Origin of the sequence: Streptomyces sp. NPDC006691 (assembly GCF_042869955.1) — a bacterium.
In the GTDB taxonomy this organism is placed as follows: Bacteria; Actinomycetota; Actinomycetes; order Streptomycetales; family Streptomycetaceae; genus Streptomyces.
Window position 1 is genome coordinate 63,465 of sequence record NZ_JBIAGW010000023.1, and the last position, 18,235, is coordinate 81,699.

Below are 18,235 nucleotides of genomic sequence, written 5' to 3' on the forward strand. Positions count from 1 at the left end.
TGCCCCGCCCAGCTTCCCAATCCGTGATGCTCTCCTGGAGGGGGGAGAACGTCGCGGTCTCCAACGTCGAACACACCCTGCCCGTGTCGCCCGATACGTCAGCCCAGGACAAGGTCGAGGCGGCCGGCCTCGCCAATCCGGCTGCCCCGCTGCCCGTCGGTGCCTGGCAGGCGGTCGCCCGGGCGGCGACTCATCCCGAGGGCGTGGCGGTGATGCTGGAGCCCACCGCCCAGGAGCCCGTCGGTCTTCTGCTGGACGAGAACGTCGAAGGCGCCACCCTCCGTACGTTCAACACCCGGGTGTGGCTCAGCGAACTCCTGCCGGGCATCCAGCCTCGCACGGGAATGGAGGTGCTGGACGTACCCGACCCACAGGTGGTGGGCACGACCGAAGGCGGGGAGCCGTGCGCCGTCGTGCGCTATCGCTACAAGAGCCTTCAGCACCTGAAGGATCACGTGCGGCAGACCGTACACAGCACCCTGGCGCTCAACAGTTACGCGGTCTCCATCCTCAGCCGAAAGGTGACCCGGCCTCTGATCACCCATCCGGTCGAGTTCACCTTCGATGACGGCACCGAGCCCTTCCACGCCCTGGCCGTACGAGACGGCATCACGAGGCTGGCCAGCGCATGGGCGGTCCTCGCCGGGCCGGACGCCGGGGCGTCGGACGCCGCCGACCTGATGGTGGAGTCACTGTTCGGGAAGGTGTCGGGGGCCCCGGCGGCAGACGGTCGAACGCTGGCTGAACAGCTGGCGGCGGTCCGCAGGAACTGGCGGACAACGCTCGCCGACGAGTTCGCCCAGGCGATGGCAGGGCCGGAGCCGGGCGACCGCGGAGTCCAGATCGCGCAGACCTACGTGGTGCCGGCCCAGATAGCGGTCGGCGTCGTAGGGCATCCGGGCCATCTGCTGGCGTCCGAGGATGTCTTCGACGACGCCATGCGCTCGATCCTGGCCAGCGTGCACGTCGAATTCAAGGCGTGGGACGCCGCGGCCCAGAATGTCGAGGTCGCCACCCGGGCCTTGAAGCGCGTCATTCAGCTCGGCAACGCGCAAGTGACCAAGGAAGACCTTCAGGTCGTCTACGGCCTGGCGGTGGGCCGGACCGTCCCCGCGGACCTTCCCCGGGAGTACGGGGACGACAGCCTCCCGGGCACCGCCCTGTGGCGCGGCATCCAGCTGGTCCATGCCCTCACCCGGCCTGAGCTCTATGATCCGCTCAAGGATCAAGCCAAGATCATCAAGGGTGGCTCACGGATGAGCTCCAAGGGTTTCGCCGAACTGTTGGGGCCGATCATCGATCTGCCGTGGCGAAGTGCCAAGAAGACTGTCTCGAAGCAGGCCCGCAACGCCTGGGGCAACGGTGGTGTTCTTACGCGGGACGTGCTCAAGGAGTGGGATCCGGTCTTTACTGCCGACTTCACCACGCTGGTGTCACCTGCGCTGGCAGGTGACACCAACGCTCGCTGCACGCTGGCGGTGGCCGGCGGCATTTCGTTGATCGCTGACAAACTCCTCACCCGCAACGTTGGCTCCACTCTGATGGGGCCGAAGGAGAAGGGCGGAGTGCCGTTCAGGTCGGACGTTCACCTGGTCGTCGAGAACCTCTCGGCGGAGGGCAACGAGCTTGGTCTGTGGCTGCTGGCGCTCACCGCCAACAGGTTCCAGGACGGCTCGCTGCCTGAGAATGCCCAACCGGTACGGCAGCTCGTTCGCCGGGACCGGAGGGACGAAGAGGGCATGGCCTACGTCCACCTCAAGGTAGACATCGAGCAGCCGGACAGGATCGCCCGGGACGAGAACGGTGTACCTGTTCCATTGTACGAGTGGGACGTCGTGTGGGCTTCCGACGAGGTGCGTGCCAGCACCGCCTATGCGGAACACCTGGCGCGCCTGAGCCCCGTACAGCCCGCGGGTACCGGTCCGGACGCAGACCAGTCGGCCGACGGAGACCCTTCAATTGTGGAGACCGCCTCGCCCGAACCCAAGCCGGGCGAGGTCTCGTTCGGCGGTTCTGGCGATGGCGCTCCGACTCTGCGGCAAGCACCGGAATCCCGGCGTACGCTGCGGGCCGGTCTGGAAAGTGCTCGATACGCCTTGGAGAGGCTGACGGAGATCGACCGTACGGCCGGCAGCTGGCCGCCGGTCATGGAGTCTTCCGACTTCGAGGAGCTGCGGCAGTCGTTGCTTGAGCTCCAGACCGACCTTGAGAACCTGCGGCGTGGCATTCAGGGCGATGACCCGACCTTGCCGGAGGCGTCAGAGGACGACGAAGACTAGGGGGCGAACCCAGGTTTCCTCTGCCGGCTTCTGCCATGTCCGGACTCGTCGTGGACCGGCTCGGAGAGTTGGTTCACCGCGAATACCGCATTTTGATGGCTTAGCCCCCGCAACCGCATCTTCACCGCATGACGAAGGCCCAGGTCAACGACCTGGGCCTTCGTCATGGCGTGGGTGATGGGGATCGAACTCGCGCTCTGAGCTTGGGGACCGCTTGGGCGTCGTCCGCTTGATGCCGAGCAGGCGCGCTTCCGCCTCTACCTCGGCCCGATGATGGGAGGGAAGCGGCTGCGGTCCCTCGGGACCGCCGACGTCCGGCACCTCCTCCTACGGCTGGAGAGGAAGACCACAGCGGCGACCGCGAGGGATCTCGCCCGACGTCCACGGGCTCAGCTCACGCGCATCCGCTCGCCGGTGGTTTCGACGAGGTTGGCCACATTGCAGGTGATCATCTCCTCCCGGCAACCCTGGTTGTCTCAATCCACGTCGTGCGGGACGGCAGTGCGAGGCCATGAGCCACATGGACCGGCTGAGGCGTGCGGGGCGCCGGTGACCGGCCTCGTTGATGTCAGCCGTAGATGTAAAAAGACCGCACCTCAACGTTGAGGTGCGGTCTTTTCGCTGGTGCCCCCGGCAGGATTCGAACCTGCGACACCCGCTTTAGGAGAGCGGTGCTCTATCCCCTGAGCTACGGAGGCGGGGATCTGTCGGAAAACGTGTCTGAAAGTCTGCCGGGATGGGCGGACCGCTCAGGCTTGCTTGGCGACAGGTCGTGGTGGCAGCCCGTGAGGGCGTAGCCACCGCGGTCAGTGTAGCGGGTGGTACCTGATCCAAGGGCGGAGAGATGTGCGCACTGGCTCAGGCGGCGAGCGCGTGGGTGATCTTGGCTCGGGCGACGGAGTTGCTCAGCCAGGCATAGCCGATGTAGATCAGCAGGGCCGCGTCGGCCCCGTAGGCAGGGACTCTCTTGTGGGGGTAGCTCTGGTCGAAGCGGGAGTGCTGGGACTCGCTGTCCTGGCGGAAGCCCGTGAGGCGGCGGCCGGCATGGGTGTCCGGTGGTATTTGCCTCAGGTGCTCGGTGCGGTTGAAGCGTTGCCGCTTGATCGAGGGGTCGATCTCCCGGTCCTCCGGGGTTTCGTCGACTCGGATGCGCAGGGTGTGGTTCTTCACCCGACAGGGGATGGTCAGCCGGTGGTAGAAGCGGGTCCGCTTCGACTCGCGGCGCTCAAGTTCTTCCACAGGAAGCGGCGTGTAGTGAGTGGTGCCGTCGTCGGTGATCAGACGTTTGCAGACGCGGCCCTCGGCGACGTAGAGGTCGTGGCGGCAGGGACCGTCCTCGAAACGTTGGAGAGACTCGGGTGCGAGTCCTCCGTGCTGGGTGGTGAAGACGACGAGGCCGTCCGCGATGAGGGGTGCACGGTGGGATCCGCGGAGGGCGGTGTCGTAGGTGATGGCGCGCAGGCCAGGGGCTCGGCCGAGGACGTACCGGGCGAGCTTGACGAAGGCGGTGCCTTCGTCGTCGCGGTGGGGGGCGCGCTTGGCCGACTTGTGGCGGATGGACTCGATGCCCAGGATGACTCGGCTGTGGGGAATGTTGCCGAGGCGGACGGCCGCGGAGAGGAATTTGTTGCCGTACACGCGGGTCCCACCGCCTTCGACTGTATTGCTGGCGTCAGGGTCGACGCGGTGCGAGCGGATCTCTCCGGTCACCTCGTTGACGGTCTCGCTGTGCCTCTGTGAGGAGGGCGGGCAGGCGACGGTGGCATCGGCGTGAATGACCTGGTGGCGTTCGGGGTAGCTCCGGCTGACCCGAGTGCCCGTCTCGTTCAGCATCCCGTGGTCGAGAGCCTGCTGGATCCACAGGTCTCGGCTGATGTCGCGTACCTCGGCGAAGGCAGGCTTCAGTTTCGCGTGGAAGTAGTAGTTCCACTGGCCTCTGGTCGGGCCGACCGGCAAAAGGGCGTCGGCGACCGCATCGCCCATGTGGGTACGGATGCTCATGCGGACGAGATCCCACCAGAGGGGACGCTGGAGGTGGCAGGCGGTAGCTCGCGCTGAGCCGAACAAGGAGATCGCGCAGAGGAAGATCAGATAGACGACGGGTGGGTGGTGGGCAGGGCGTCCGACGCGGCTGGGACCGGGGAGGGATTGTGCGGCTGCGTAGAGGTCGGGGTTGTTCAGGAGGTACTCGAACCGCTCGTCTGTGGTCAGGGGTGGGGCCTCCGGGCCCTTGGGCGGGAGGGGATCGGTGGCTGCGCCGAACGTGTCGTCGGGGGACTTCGGCCATGACGTAGGCCGGCTGCTTCGTCACCGGCTTGCGCCGGGCTCGCTTCCTGGGAGCGGTCATGCGGCATCACCGCCTGTGTGCCACTGCAGATTGGCCAGGCTGGCGGCGATGTCGAGAGAGGACAGGCCGAGGTGGCGGGCGACCTCGGATAGCCGGCCGGTTTCGTTGAGGATTTTGCGGGCGACGTAGCGGGTGATGTCGCGGGGCTCGACCTTGCGGGCGCGCGTGGACAGTCCGCTGCGTCGCGCGATGTCCCCGAAGCCTGCCCCTACGCTGGACTGCACCACGTTCGGGGCGGAGGTGGCACTGGCCACGAGCCGGTACGGGGCCGCCCCTCGCCTGCCGAGATGCGTGGCGCGCAACCCCAGGACATAGACGCCCCACTCGTCCAGCGGACAGGTCCGGGCGAGTGTCCGAGTCGAGCCCTTGGTGTGTACGGTGCCCGCGGTGAGATCTAGATCGGCGCTGGACGCGGCGCCGACCTCGGCGCTCCAGAATCCTGCGAGGAGGAGGGCAAGTAGGGCTGCGTGGCGGGTGGCCGGCATGCCCCGCTCGGAGTGGAACTGCAGTCGGGCGATTTCATGAGGCTGGAGGTCCGCCCCCGGCCGACGGGGACTACGGGCAATGGGCGCGGAGTCGACCATCGGTGCGGCCTTCGTCAGACCGAGCGCACGCGCATGCGCGAACAGGGACGTCACGGCGGAGCGTCGCTGACGGCGGGTGCTCCCTGCAGGAGTGGGAATGATGCCTCGGTGCCGGTCGTGCCCCGGGGCATTGACGAACGCTTCGGCCAGCGCTGGGGTGACGTCATCCAGCCGAGTGATCTGGTGAGCTCGGGCGAAGTCGATGAGCCGTTCGGTGACTTCGATGTACTCGTCGACGGTCTCGATGCTCATCACCCCGTCCCACGCGAGTTGCTTCCAGACGCGGGACACCTGCAGCAGCGCCTCCTTGATCGTGGGCCTAGCCACGCAGGCCCCCCGTCGGGACCGTGTTCCGTGCGGGTGAATCCCACGCGCTGCATCGCGAGGTCGCGCTACCGTGGGCAGCGCTCCTCTCCTTGTGTGAGGGCATGCCGAAGCCCCTTCCGTGCGGTCTTGCCGCGGGGTCGATGGGTGGAGGAGGGGGCCGGCAGCGCCAACCCGGCCAAGGGATGAAGGCGCTGCCGGACCGTACGTGAGGGTCAGAGGGCGGGCTGCCCCCTGAGCTTGGCTGTCAGGGCGGCCAGACCGCGAAGGTGTCCGTGCAGCTGCATCAGCTCCTCCGGACTCAGGCGGACCAGGTCGGCGAGTAGGACAGGCGGACACAGCAGGGCGAGGAGGTCCACCTCGGCGTATGCCGTCGGGCCGGAGTCCGTGGCAGGCTCCTTTGTCTCTTGTCGGGGCGGCGGAATGGAAGCGGCCCCCGGATCCGGAGAGCAGCCTTCCTCGTCGTCGCTGTGGCGGGGGTCGCCTGCTGTCGGCTCTGCCGGGGAGCGGCGATCTCCCGGTGATGTTTCAGCGTGCATTTCGGTCGGGCCGACGCCCTCGGAGGGGTGCGAAGGTGTCGGGGGCTGCTGCGTCGCCGCATCCCGGGTGGTCTCCTTCAGCTGGTCCGCGGGGGCGCCTTCATGCCAGCACATGAAACCGTCGCCATCAGGGACGATCATGCCGATGGCGACCAGCAGGTCTAGCAGAGCCTCGGCTTGGCGCATGCGATGACCATCCGCGCCTGCAGCGGTGAGGAGCCGGGCGAGGAGCCCGTCGCGGGCTGCCGGTCCGGATTCGAGGCGTTCCTTCATGCTGCGGGCAAACCACTGCTGCTTCCAAGCGTCTCGAAGGGCGAGCAGGCCTTCCCGCTCGCCCTTCTGCCAAGCAGCCCCTACCTTCCGGCCCTTGCTCGTCGGCCGGTACCTCGAGAAGTGCCCACCTGCCTTTTCCAGGAGGCCGGTGGCGAACAGAAATGCCGGGACAAGACCGCAGTTCTTCTCGGTCAGTCCGGTATCGGTCGCCAGCCGGAACGCGTTGATGAACGGGCCGGCACTTGAGCACGCGACGCGGATCACCTTGAGCTGGTCGTCTGCGCGCAGCCTGTAAGTCGGCAACAGCCGTTCGTTCGGCGCCAGCAGTGAGCGCCCCTGCACCGTCACCACTCACCTCCAGTACGTGTCGTGATCAGGCCCGGGCGGCGGACCGCCGAGAAGCGGGCGTGGGTATCGGCTACACACGGCATTGCTACTTGAGTAGCGTGTGAGATGTGATTGCGCATCCTGGCAGCACCTCCGTCACACTGGGCGCGTGGCTGGAGGAACGAGACGTAGCAAGAGGCCGTGCGAGTACGCGCTCGATGCCAGCTGGCCGTACGCAGTGATGGACGGGTACCGGCCTGCGCAGATCGGCCAGGCGATCGCCCGAGCACTGTCGGAGGCGATGGAGCGGCAGGGTCTGAGTGCCAATGCCCTCGCGTCCGCCGCCGACGTCAACCGGCAGGTGATCACGTACGTGCTGCGGGGCGAGACGTGGCCCGACATCCTGACGGTGGCGAGCTTGGAAATAGCCCTTGGGGAGATGCTCTGGCCCCGCCATTTCGAGTGGCCCGTCGACGAGAACGGTGTCGCACGAGAGCCGCTGCCGCCCCAAGGGTGACGCGGGATCGAGCAGTTCCACGGTGGCTGCGCCGTGCTCCGAACGAAACAGCGAAAAGGGCATGTCTGACCGACCATCCGATGTCGTGGAAATGGCCGAACATCCCGCGCATGCCCGAATGGGCAGCTAGCGTCGAATGCGGCGGCCAAGCCGTCTCAAGACCGCCGCCCCTTGCACGGTGTTGGCCTAGGAACCTGGCCGTGCCTGAGGCGGCGGTCGCCTTTTGCCGACCCTCGTCTAAGCGGCCTCCCATGAGACCGCGAGCCGGTAATACGCCCGCTTTCCGTCAGAACTGTGGACCTTCTGCAGTACGGACAGTCGTTGCAGATGCTCCAGAAGGCACCGGGTTCGCCGCACCGCGCCAGGGGTGCCGCTTTCGAGTAGCTGGGCCACATCCGACGCGCTCCACGCGCGTCGCGGGTCGCTGCTGATGACCTGCATGGCTGCGATCGAACGGGAGCCCTCGACCCGGACGGGTGCCGCATGCGCCGAAGGTTCGGCTGGGGGCTCCAATAAGGACTGTACGAGTCTCAGCTGGACGGATTCCTGAGGCCGTAGCGAAGCCCGCAGGGTGGCCCCTTCTCGGACCGTGGCCTGGAAGTCGTCAAGCCACTCCCGGGCCTTCTGCCGCTGCAGCGCTGCCTGTTCGCGTTCCTCGGCGGCTTTGGCCATCTCGCGCTGGAGGGTCTCAATGGACTCCTGCAGGCGACGCGTGAGCTCATCTTTGGACAGGATGAGTGCGTCGCACTCCCTGAGCATCGCCTCCATGTCCTTGGCGACCCAGTCCGCGGACGGCGAGCGGCCGTCGATCAGGCTCATGGCGCAACACTAGGGAAGGCGTAAGGCATCCGTCTGCCCTTCTGAGCCCCAAGCGCACAGCTGACTAATCTTGATTGGTGCGGGTCACGTGCGATTGAATCTGTTCGCTGGCCTGCGCGAAAATCTGCTCCAACTGGACTGAGTCAGAAGGCATTTCTGCCCTTGGAGCGCTCTGCGATCGAGCTGGGTCATGACTCGTAAAACTTGCTCTCAGGTGCGCTCTGCAGTGAATGCCAGTACTGCCGCAATGAGCGAGACAGCGGCGAGGGCGGCAAAGAGCTGCGGATATCCACCGAGACCCCTGAGAGCACAGCGCCAGCCCAGGGCGCCAAAGCTGCTGCGGCATGGACTGGCGCGCTGAGAAGTGCGGACAGTCGGCCGTAGGGGAGGTCCCCCAGCGATTGGTGATGGCAGTGGCTTGAAGCAGAGTGAGATTGCCGCGGACCACTGCGGCCAGGACCGCGAGACCGACCAGGAGCGGCACCGGGCCGGGGACCAGGGCCAGGGGCGCGGCCGTGGCTCCCCCCAACGCGATCAGGGTGACTGTATGGGTGGTGGTCGAGGTGTGGGAGGCCAAAGTCCCGTAGACGGTGCGGCCGAGGGTTTGTCCGGCGTCGTCGAGTCCCAGGGCCCAGGCGGCTGCCGCAGAGCTTGCGCCGTGTTCGGCGAACAGCGGGATCAGGCCCTTGAGGACGGCATAGACGGAGAATCCGGAGAGGGCGAAGGCGGTTGCCAGAGAAGGAATGGCCGGCTGCGAGCCACTGGAATGCGGCCAGCGGACGACGGAGCAGGTGGTGCCAGCGGCCAGGGAGCGCGCAGAGCGAGGTCAGTTCAGCCCCGGCCACGATGTCCCGCCTGGCAGCGGGGCGGATCGTCACGGTCAAGGCCGCCTCTAGCCGATGAACGCCTTTTTCAGGCCGCCTGCTTGAGATGGGGGACGCCCATTGTGCTGAATGTTACGGAGTTAGGATGCCCATGACTGCCGATCAAGGGGGCACAATATGGCGGGGATTGAGAGACCCGAGCTGCTGCCGGACTGTGACGTGTCGGCTCGTCACAGAGAACCAGACGATGTCATCCTCGACAGTTTGGTTCGCTTGGCCGATGACTCACTTGCCGACAGTTGGCGGATCTCCAGCTTGCAGGCGTGTCAGATCCGTGGCAGGGCGGCACTGGCTGCCGCATCGTTCATGGTCCAGGCTCCAGGCCCGTGGCACGATGAGTTGCAGCGCATCTTGAGCATGTCCAGGGTTAACGTTGATCGGCCGTCCTATTCTTATACTGAGTACACCGTCGGCCTCTGCTTCGTCGCGGGTACCAAGGGCCTTCCGGCAGGACTGCGTCACCGGGCAGCTGACGCTCTGGTGCATCGTGCGAATGATGTGGGCTACGCGGAGGCTCGAAACCTGCTGCCAAAGAACGGCTGGGGTTGGTTGGCTGACGCGGTGCGCGAGGGGTGGGCGGTGTGGACCGCGAATCTCTTTGCCGAGGATGAGACAGCCCCGCTGATGACGCGGATGAGGGTCGGTCTGGCTCTCGCCGAGTATGAGCACCCGGCCGGCTACGTTCCCGGTGCCGTGGAGCAACTCGTGGCGCACTCCGGGGCAACGAGCGCGGACCGTTTCGCGCTGGTGATGGCCGTGGCGCAGCGTGCTCCCCACGATGCGACGAGTTTGCTGTGCTGTCTCGCAGCGGATCCGATCGTGCAAGTCGGACATAGGATGCAAGCCATTGAGCGGCTGGACGCGATTGATCCGGCGATGGCCGAGAAGATGCGAGCAGTTCAGACCCGCCTCCCGGCCGCTCGGCTGGCTCGTGACCGACGCCGAGAGGCTGCCGAGCGTACGCAGCGTGAAGCAGCAGCACAGCGGGAGAGGGAGACTCCCGAGGCCGTCGTGGACCGGCTCGGCTCCAAGATCGAGGAGCTGCTGGACGACCTGCGAGGTCGCGGCTCGGCAGATTGGCTGGCAGATCAGCTCGATAACCACATCGCGGAGACTGACTGGGACAGTGTCGAGCAGGACATCGCAGACATCTGCGGCCTGATTCGTGATGACGGCATCGAAGCCTCGCTTCGTCTGCTGGAGGTCCTTACGCAGATCAGGTTCGGCAGCGAGGCGAACTTGGCGCTGGAAATCTCGGACCTCGACGCGCAGGGTGATCAGGACTTCCCCAGACTGACTCAGGAAGAACTGGAAGGGCAGGCGCGTGCAGAGGCGGAGCGGTCCTGGGACTTCTGGAGGAAACTCGTCGAGGAGCATGGTTGGGATGATGACGACGATCGCTCCGGTGAACTCGACCATCAGATGGACGAAGTGAACCGGAACGTGGGTGCCTCAATTTGCCAGACGGCTGGTAATCACCTTCGGGAACTCCAAAAGCACCTGGTGTGGGAACTTTGGCCTGCCCTCGTGAGTGCCGCGGAGGCGAGAGAGTACGCCGTGGCCCGAGGCCACCTGGCGACTGCGCGCCTTCTGTCAGGCGAGGCTGAGCGCGCCGAGGTCCTGTGGAAGAAGGCTACGGCCGAGAACTATTCCTTCGACCCTCTGACCATGTCTTGGCCTCGCGACTTCTGGCTAGTGCTGGAGCAGTGGCGCGGACGTGCAGACGGACGGTAACGGGCGAAGGGTGGACAGGCCGCCAGGTATGCCATGTAGCAAGTTCCCTGCTCTGTCGATTCCGTGGGTTGGTATGCCCTGGTCCTGATGGAGTCATGTTGCTGGAAAACCGATCCCGCAGCTTTCGAAGGCTGTGATGTCTCGCGGTCATCTACCCGAGTTTCACTCCAATGGTCTTTGGTCTCGTCGCATCGGGAGGAAAGTTTCGCTTGATGAGTGGATCGCTGATCAGGGAGCTTCAGCGGGCTCTGGGCGTCATTCTCAGTAGAGGGTGATGGGGCCATCGGGAATCCAGCCTCCTACGTAGCCAGTGATCAGCAGGACGATGCCTTCCGGGTAAATATCGCTCCTCCGTCTGTGCAATTCCTCGATGCTCCATCGAGTGTGTGCGACCGACTGCTCCTCAATCGCCGATCCTTCAGCATCGCTGATGCGGACGATAAAGACCCGTGCAGCCGTGGCTTGGTCGAATTCCCAGTCTTCACCGATGGGTGACTTTCGGATTCCATAGACCGACCCGTAGCGTGGATTCGCCACTTTGAATCGCTCCTTCAGGAATCGGGTGGCCGACTCCAGGAAGTCGGTGCCGGCTGTCATGCGTACCTGAGGGACGGTCCAGCTGCCACAGCATCCGCCGCACAGCAGGAGACGACGCTGGTCGTCCAGCAAGAGGAGGTAGACGCGGCGGTCTAACCGGGGCCAGGGGGTAGTGGAGAGTGGCACACCTCAAACGTAAGGATCTGCTACTTGAGTAGCCACTCCTTGGTGTCGAACGAGTGAGAGGGCATGCTGGGAAGGCCGGGTTGAGGCGCGCCCCCTGGGTGGGCTGATGGAAGGCGCCCAAGCCGACTACCTTGCAACTGCAGATGTGGTCATCACTCTTGGCCGTGGAGAGATGCCTACCCCAGTACTGCCCGGTTGCCGATACCTGAGGGCCGAGTGAAGTTCGAGGCCCGGCAGACTGGTGCACGACCCGCCACGGTGTCTGGTGTTGTCATGCCCCAGGGGAGCCCAACGCAGTTTCTGCGTCTTGGCCGCCCCATCCGCCAGGGCTCCGCCAGAGGACGTGGACGTTGAAGACGTCGCGGACAGTGTCGGCCGACCAGTCCTCGGCAGGCGGCTCGCAGAGGACTAGATAGAGGCCGGCCGCTGGGGTAGTCAGGGTGTGGTTGATCTCGAGGAGGCGGGTGGCTCCCGAGCGGAGGTCCTGGTAGGTGCAGCGGCCGGCGCCCAGGACCTCATAGACGAATACGCCGCGGTCCGTGACACAGCTGACGTCGACGATCTCTGAGTCGGTCGGCTGGATGTCTGACCACAACAAGGCCGACTTCAAGGCATGGCGCACCGCCTCGTGCTTCTTGCAGGTGCGATCGGCGGCTGCCGAAGTCTCCAGCGCGTACAGGAAGCCCTTCTCTGTGGTCGAAGCCGGTGCGGCGGGTGCTTTGTCGGTGGTGGTCACGGGTTCGGTTTCCTTCTGCTCGGGCTGGGGCACTGGGGTGGCGGGGGCGCTCTCGGAGTCAGGTTCGGCCTGGGCGGCAAGTCGAGTCCGGAGCGTTTCCTGCGCTTCGGTCAGGGCCTGAGCCCAGGTGGATTCCGAAAGCTCGGCCCGCAGCTGGCTGACATTCAGCGTGCTGTCCTTGAGCGCGCGGTTGGCGCCTGCCGCGAGGTTGCGCAGCACGCCCAGACGGTCCCTGTCCGGGTTTCCGAGCACGCGCCGCACATCCACCCAGTCCGCCTGGTCCCGACGGAGGACGCGGTTGGCCATGCCCTTGAGTTCTGAGAGACGTTCGCGAGCGTCCTCTGGGACCGTGCCGTCACCGCTGATCAGCTCGTCTAGAACGCCGAGTGCTGCCACGTAGCGTTCCGCCATCCTGAACGAGATGGGCTGTCTGCCCCGCTGGTCTGTTGTGATCACACAGTGGTTCGTCTCGTGGGCGAATACCCAGCAGTCCAGTTCGTCGCCCGGACGCGGTGGAGCAGAGCCGTGGCGGACGGTCAGGACCAAGGGGGTGCGGACGACGGGAGACAAGGCTTTGACCTGATAGCGGCCGCCGGGCCCCATGCCGCTCACCCGGACCCGGATGTCGGTGCCGATGTCGGGCACGTCACCGCCTGCCATGCGTGGTTCGGCTTCGATAGGTGCGTGTTCGGTAGTGCTGTCGGTCTTCGTGAGGGACTCCGGGAGCGGGGAAGTATGCAGGACGGTCAGGCTCTGAGTGCTGCGGGTGAGCGCCACGTAGAGCTGGCGCAGGCCGGCCGGGCCGCGGTCGGCGAGGGTGGCGGGCTCGACGACGAGAACGTGGTCGTACTCCATGCCCTTGGCCTGGGCGGCGGCCAGGACGGATACCGCCTGGCGTCCTTGGTCATCGATGCTCTCGGACCGGTCCAGCTGGCGGCTGATCTCGTCGAGCCAGCCGGAGTCGTCGGGGACGATGACGGCGACGGAGCGAGGGGTGTGCCCGTCGCTGGTGCCGACGAGGCGGGTGACCTGGGCAATGGTGTCGTCGAGGAGTCGCCAGGGCTCGGTCGCCGTCGTCCGGACGGCGTCCTCGCCTGCCTGGCGTACGGCCTGCGGATAGGGCAGTGCGGGGGCGACCGTGCGGGCCAGGGGTGCGACGAACTCCATGATTTCGGCGGGCACGCGGTAGCTGGTGTTCAGCTGGGCGACGCGCCAGTCTCCGTGGTCGGAGAGGAGGGTGCCGAGGCGGTCCCAGTCGTCGTAGGGGTGGGGCCCGGTGGCTTGGGCGAGGTCGCCGAGGACGGTCATGGAGCCGTTCACCGCGCGGCGGCGGCGCAGGGAGCGGGCCTGCATGGGAGTCAGGTCCTGCGCCTCGTCAACGACGATGTGTCCGTAGCGCCGTGGGGTCTCCCCGGTGATGAGGTACCGGAGTTCTTCGAGGCAGACGCGGTCGTCGAGAGTCCAGGGGTCGTCGGCGGCCGTGGCGGCCCGGGGGCGGTGGAGCGAGGCCTGCTCCTCGTCGTCGAGGATGCCGTCGGCGCAGGTGTGCAGAAGGTCGGGCGAGTCGTAGAGGCTCCGGAGCGCTTCCCTGGCGCCCGATGACGGCCAGACGCGTTCGATGAGGCGCTCGACCCTACGGTTGCGTTCCAGGTCGCGACGGATGGTGTCGTCGACGCGGCGGCGCGAGGCGATGGCGACGAGCTCCTGCAGGAGGCGGTCGACTAGCAGGCTGCGGAAGCGGTCGCGCCGCTCACGGTACGCGCCGTCACCGCTGCGGGCCTCGTCGAGGAGGGCGAGGGCTTCGGAGCGCGGTATGCGCAGGGTCGTACTGCCGGCGGTGACAGTGAAACCCGGTTCGTCGCCCTCGTAGGAGGCGGCGGTGAGCAGGTCGTCGAGGGCCTCGGGACGGCATTCGTTCTCGACGCGCTGTCGCAGGACAGCCGCCATGCGCTCGTCGGACTTCACCAGTCGTGCCTGCGCGGTGTCGATTCCGAGGATCTCGCCGTCCCACAGGCGGGTCAGTTGTACCGAGTTGACGTCGCGGGTGCCGAGGGTGGGCAGGACCTGCCCGACGTAGTCGAGGAACCGCTGGTGAGGGCCGACGACGAGGATGTCCTGGGCCTTGAAGTGCTCGTTGTTGACCAGCCAGGTCACGCGGTGCAGGCCGACCGCAGACTTGCCGGTGCCCGGGCCGCCCTGCACGACGAGGATGTCGGAGGGCGAGCCGGTGACCAAATCCATCTGATCGCGGCGGATGGTCTCGACGATGTCCCGCATGTTGCCGCTGCGCGAGCGCTGGAGCTCGCGCAGCAGGAACTCGTCTGGCTGCAGTGGCTTCTGGCGCTGGATGCGGGCGATGTCGGCGGGGGTGAGGACGGGGCTGGGAACGGGCGGGCGTGGTGCTCCCCCCTTCGGGATGCCGGTGGCAGGGATCGCAGGCAGCGCCTCCGGTTCGGCGTCGTCCGCCGCCGGCCGTGGCTGCGGAACGGTGGCTGCGGGGGCGATCTCGTCGAAGTAGTCCTCGACGACACGCTGGACGCAGCGCAACTGCCTCCGCAGCAGAACCTCGCCCGGGGCGTCAGGCCGGACCTCGAACCACTTCTTGGCCAGCGGGCTGGTCCACAGCAGGACCACACGGTCGCCAGTTGCGGGATTGCTGACGCCACGTCGTCCCACATACCAGGGGTCAGGCTCGTCCTGTACGTCGACACGACTGATGACCAGGGATTCGTTGCCGAGACCGCCGTACGACGCCGCCCGCTCCTCGGCTTCGATCCGGTTGGCGACGCTGTCCTTGCCGCTGGCGGAGGCCGAGGCGACCGAACCCCCGGTAAGTTCAGCCAGTCGCGCGGCATAGCAGTCATACGCGTGGTCCACCGCCTTCTGCTCGACGGCGATGATCTCGTCACGTGTCGTGGTGCCCATGTGCATCCCTCCCTTGCGACGCCCCGAACGAAGGACGTCGCTACGGGCCTGCGCCCGTACCCCGGCGAAAGAACTATCAGAGATCGCTTGATGACACCCAGTCAGGGGCCCAATTCTCGGACCAGCTCGCCGACCTCCGTCCGCCAGGCGAGGACCTGATCGTGCGTGGGGCCGATCTCGTACTGGTGGTAGTGGCACCCCAGACACAGGTGAGACCAGACGGCCTTGGCCCGGCGGGCGGTCTCCGCCACGGTGTAGCAGCGCAGGCAGAGCATGCGGGCCCGTCCCGTGGTCCTGGACAGCCCCGGCACCGCGGCGTCCAGTACCTGGCCGACCGCGATCTCCAGGGCGGTCCGCAGTGCCAGGGCCGCTCCGCGGTGACGGCCGGAGGCCGTGGCGCCGAGGTTGCCGGCGAGGAGCCGGTCGGCCGTCAGCAGGAGGTCTTCGACGGAGGTGGCAGGACCCGTCATCACGCGGTCACCTCCGGCTTGCGCACCTTCTGCGCCAGGACCTCGATGTCCTTCACGAATCGGCGCGCGTCAGCGATCTGTGCGCCTCCGGAATGGGCACCCATCTGGCACTGCTTGATGAGGTACGCGGTCTGCGCTCCGTAGCGGGTGCGCAGCTCCTGGTCGACGTCGGCGGTCCGCCCGATGTCGCCGAACAGGGCCAGCGCCGCGATCTTCCTGAACTTGTCGGCGTCGCCGACGGCGGCCTGCAGCGCGTGCTCGGAACCGCCGGAGCGGTGGTGCCGGATCCAGGCGGCTTCGAGAAAGGCGTTTTCCAGGGCGATACGGCACAGGCTGGGCAGCACATGGGTCCGCGCCGCCGACGGAAGGCCCGGGGTGCTGACGATGGCCATGGCGTCGGCGAGCGCCTGGGCGACCGGATCGGTCACGAGCTTGACCGTCACCCTCGACGACATACCCCGGTCGACCTCGAACACGGTCACGGGCAGTTCCTGGCTGGCGAAGGCCCGCTGGAGCCGGGTGTCGTGGGTGAACACGACGACCTGCCGGTGCTCGCCGAGTTCGGACAGGACCTGGGCGAGTCCGTGAACCTTGGCGGGGTCCATGGACTGCACGGGGTCGTCGATGACGATGAAGCCGAACGGGCTGTCGGCAGTGGCGGCCCGGGGCAGGAACAGGGACAACGCGAGGGAGTGCTGCTCGCCCTGGCTCATGACGCTGAGCGCCGAGGCCTCCTGACCGTCGACGGAGACGTCCATGACGAGCTTGCGGACGGTGGCCTTCTCGCTGCCCTTCAGGCTCACGGCCTTGAGGTCGATGTTGCTCTCCTGGCGGAGCTTCTCCCAGATCCGCTGGGACTGGTCGGCGAAGCCCTCCATGCGCTGCTCCCGCAGCTCGGTGGCCAGGGCCTTGATCCAGGTGCTCGCCTTCTTGAGGTCACGCAGCCGACCCCTGTTCGCCTCTACGGCACGGGCCTTCTCCGCCCAGCCCGTCAGGCGGGTGACGAGCCTGCGCCAGCGTTCGTCCCGCTTCTCCAGCTCCCTGCGGGCCCTCTCCCTGACCGCAGCACAGGCATCGGCCAGGGGCGCGGCGGTTTCGTGGGCGCGCCGGGCGAGTTCGGCGGGATCGCTGATCGTCCGGCAGGCGGTCCAGGCTCCCCACGGGTCGGTCAAGGCGACGGGGATCCGCCCGGGCGTGTGGACGAGGTCCTGCACAGTCCGAGCGGCTGACCGGAGTTCGCTGCGCGCGTCCGCGGCGGCCGTCGCCTCCTGCCGCAGCGCGGCGATCTGGGCGGTGGCATCCGTGGCCCAGGCAGCGTCCAGCATCCCATCGGTCCGGCACACGGGGCACGAATCCTCGTCGGGGTGGCGGTCGTTGTGAGCCACTGCCCGCTCGAGGAGTTCCGCGCGCTGCAGAGCGTCTTCGGCGCCGGTACCGCGCAGGTCCTCGACGTCGGCGAGGGCCTTGCGCAGCCGGTCCACAGCCGTGCCGACCTGCGCCATGTCGGGTCCCTCTACGTCGGCCTCGGCGCGCAGCTCGGCGAGCAGGCTCTCGTCGGCGTTGGGCAGACCACTGACCAGTGCTTCAAGGGTCGCGAAGTCAGGGGCTCCCTTCGTGTCGATTGCCACGAGTGCCTGTACCGCGCGCTCGTCGTCCTCGAGTTCGTACAAACCCTCCTTGAGGCCCGGCAGCTCCGCCTTCGCCTCCTTCGCCGCGTCGTCGAGTGCCTTGGCCTCCTCGCGGAGCCGGCTGTCGGCAGTGCTGAGCTGTCCCAGGCCGAGGATGGTGGCGATGGCGTCGTACATCTCGGAGGGCTTGCCGCTGATCATGCGGTCCAGGTCGACGTACGACAAGAAGGGTCGAAAGTCCGTCAGAGCCTGCCTCCAGTCCGCCTGGTCGAGGGGCACACGGCCGTGCCCAGGTCGCTTGAGTTCACCCTCGGAGTCGTGGAAGTCCTCGCCCGTCCACGTCCGGGTGAGTGTGCTGCGGCCGGTGTCACCCTCGACTGCCAGCTTCACCTCGATCTCCGGCTTGCCGGTGTCGTGGAGGTTGCGCCAGTTGCGGCTGCGCGTCGCGTCCTTCCCGTGCCACCGCAGGTTGGTGCCGGTGAAGGCCGTCTCGATGCTCTCGGCGATGCTGGACTTGCCGGAGCCGTTACGGCCGACGACGAGGTTCACGCCGGGCCGGGGGCTGAGCTTCAGCCAGGCACGGGGACCGATGCCGCGAAACCGAGTGACGGCGACGGACTCGAGGTAGATCCGGCCGGCCTGGCCGGCCTGCGGGGTCTCGCCGTCGCCCAGAGCCTCCTTAAGGATCACCTTCACGGCCTCGGTGAGGTCTGCGGCCGCCAGGCGCGTCTGCACCAGCTCTGCCACGGGGACAGGATGCTCGAGCTGGGCCGGCTGGCTGGGGCGGGTGGGGTGGAGTGCGTTCTGTTCGGGCTGTTCCGTCGCGGTCATGGGTGTCTCCCGGGGGCTGGTGCTGATGCGGAGGAGGGGTGGGACACCGGCTGCGACCGTGGAGGGTGTGACTCCTGCGCCGCATCCGACACCGGGAACGATAGGGAGAACGAGGTGTTGAGCGTCATGTACAAGTTGATAACCTGGGTTATCAACTTGTAGTGCGGGATGGATAGTTGACCATCCATGGTGCGTGCGTTCAATCCCGCAGCCCTGGCGTTCCGGCGACGGCTTCATGGACACAGACGGTCTGAGCCTGGTAGCGGGTCGTCCGGCCGCCACGGCCGGGCGGCGG

At 66.9% G+C, this 18,235-nt stretch carries 11 protein-coding genes and 1 tRNA gene; 3 read left to right on the forward strand and 9 right to left on the reverse strand.

The features are described 5' to 3' along the window. Positions 1-26 precede the first annotated feature (26 nt). Complete coding sequence (locus ACFYNP_RS33475; protein WP_388790935.1) at positions 27-2,279, forward strand: hypothetical protein; 2,253 nt, start codon at positions 27-29, stop codon at positions 2,277-2,279. Positions 2,280-2,901: 622 nt separating this feature from the next. Here the strand turns inward: ACFYNP_RS33475 and ACFYNP_RS33480 are convergent. The 4 genes from ACFYNP_RS33480 to ACFYNP_RS33495 form a co-directional block, all read right to left on the reverse strand. Further along, a tRNA-Arg gene (locus ACFYNP_RS33480) sits at positions 2,902-2,977 on the reverse strand. A gap of 160 nt (positions 2,978-3,137) precedes the next feature. Next, complete coding sequence (locus ACFYNP_RS33485) at positions 3,138-4,280, reverse strand: hypothetical protein (protein WP_388790879.1); 1,143 nt, start codon at positions 4,278-4,280, stop codon at positions 3,138-3,140. A gap of 342 nt (positions 4,281-4,622) precedes the next feature. After that, entirely contained in the window at positions 4,623-5,537 is a 915-nt protein-coding gene (locus ACFYNP_RS33490) for a hypothetical protein (RefSeq protein ID WP_388790881.1), read from the reverse strand. Positions 5,538-5,749: 212 nt separating this feature from the next. Then, positions 5,750-6,697: a hypothetical protein gene (locus ACFYNP_RS33495; protein ID WP_388790883.1), complete on the reverse strand. Its 948-nt coding sequence runs from the start codon at positions 6,695-6,697 to the stop codon at positions 5,750-5,752. 145 nt (positions 6,698-6,842) lie between these two features. Here ACFYNP_RS33495 and ACFYNP_RS33500 point away from each other — a divergent pair, with 145 nt between their 5' ends. Then, complete coding sequence (locus ACFYNP_RS33500) at positions 6,843-7,190, forward strand: helix-turn-helix domain-containing protein (protein WP_388790885.1); 348 nt, start codon at positions 6,843-6,845, stop codon at positions 7,188-7,190. 237 nt (positions 7,191-7,427) lie between these two features. Here ACFYNP_RS33500 and ACFYNP_RS33505 read toward each other — a convergent pair whose 3' ends face one another. Then, positions 7,428-8,009, reverse strand: a complete 582-nt coding sequence (locus ACFYNP_RS33505) for a hypothetical protein (RefSeq protein ID WP_388790887.1) — start codon at positions 8,007-8,009, stop codon at positions 7,428-7,430. A gap of 1,001 nt (positions 8,010-9,010) precedes the next feature. On the opposite strand from ACFYNP_RS33505, the gene ACFYNP_RS33510 reads away from it, so the two are divergent. Continuing rightward, complete coding sequence (locus ACFYNP_RS33510) at positions 9,011-10,627, forward strand: hypothetical protein (RefSeq protein ID WP_388790889.1); 1,617 nt, start codon at positions 9,011-9,013, stop codon at positions 10,625-10,627. Positions 10,628-10,888: 261 nt separating this feature from the next. On the opposite strand, the gene ACFYNP_RS33515 is transcribed toward ACFYNP_RS33510, so the two are convergent. The 4 genes from ACFYNP_RS33515 to ACFYNP_RS33530 all read right to left on the reverse strand — a co-directional run bounded on the left by ACFYNP_RS33515 (position 10,889) and on the right by ACFYNP_RS33530 (position 17,856). Further along, positions 10,889-11,224, reverse strand: coding sequence for a hypothetical protein (locus ACFYNP_RS33515; RefSeq protein WP_388790891.1), 336 nt, complete (start codon positions 11,222-11,224; stop codon positions 10,889-10,891). Positions 11,225-11,621: 397 nt separating this feature from the next. Further along, positions 11,622-15,011 (reverse strand): ATP-binding domain-containing protein, encoded by a 3,390-nt coding sequence (locus ACFYNP_RS33520; RefSeq protein WP_388790893.1) that lies wholly within the window; start codon positions 15,009-15,011, stop codon positions 11,622-11,624. A gap of 101 nt (positions 15,012-15,112) precedes the next feature. Beyond that, on the reverse strand, positions 15,113-15,481 hold the full coding sequence (locus ACFYNP_RS33525) for a hypothetical protein (RefSeq protein WP_388790895.1): 369 nt from the start codon (positions 15,479-15,481) through the stop codon (positions 15,113-15,115). Further along, positions 15,481-17,856, reverse strand: a complete 2,376-nt coding sequence (locus tag ACFYNP_RS33530) for an AAA family ATPase (protein ID WP_388790897.1) — start codon at positions 17,854-17,856, stop codon at positions 15,481-15,483. The genes ACFYNP_RS33525 and ACFYNP_RS33530 overlap by 1 nt, the downstream gene beginning before the upstream one ends. Positions 17,857-18,235: the final 379 nt, after the last annotated feature.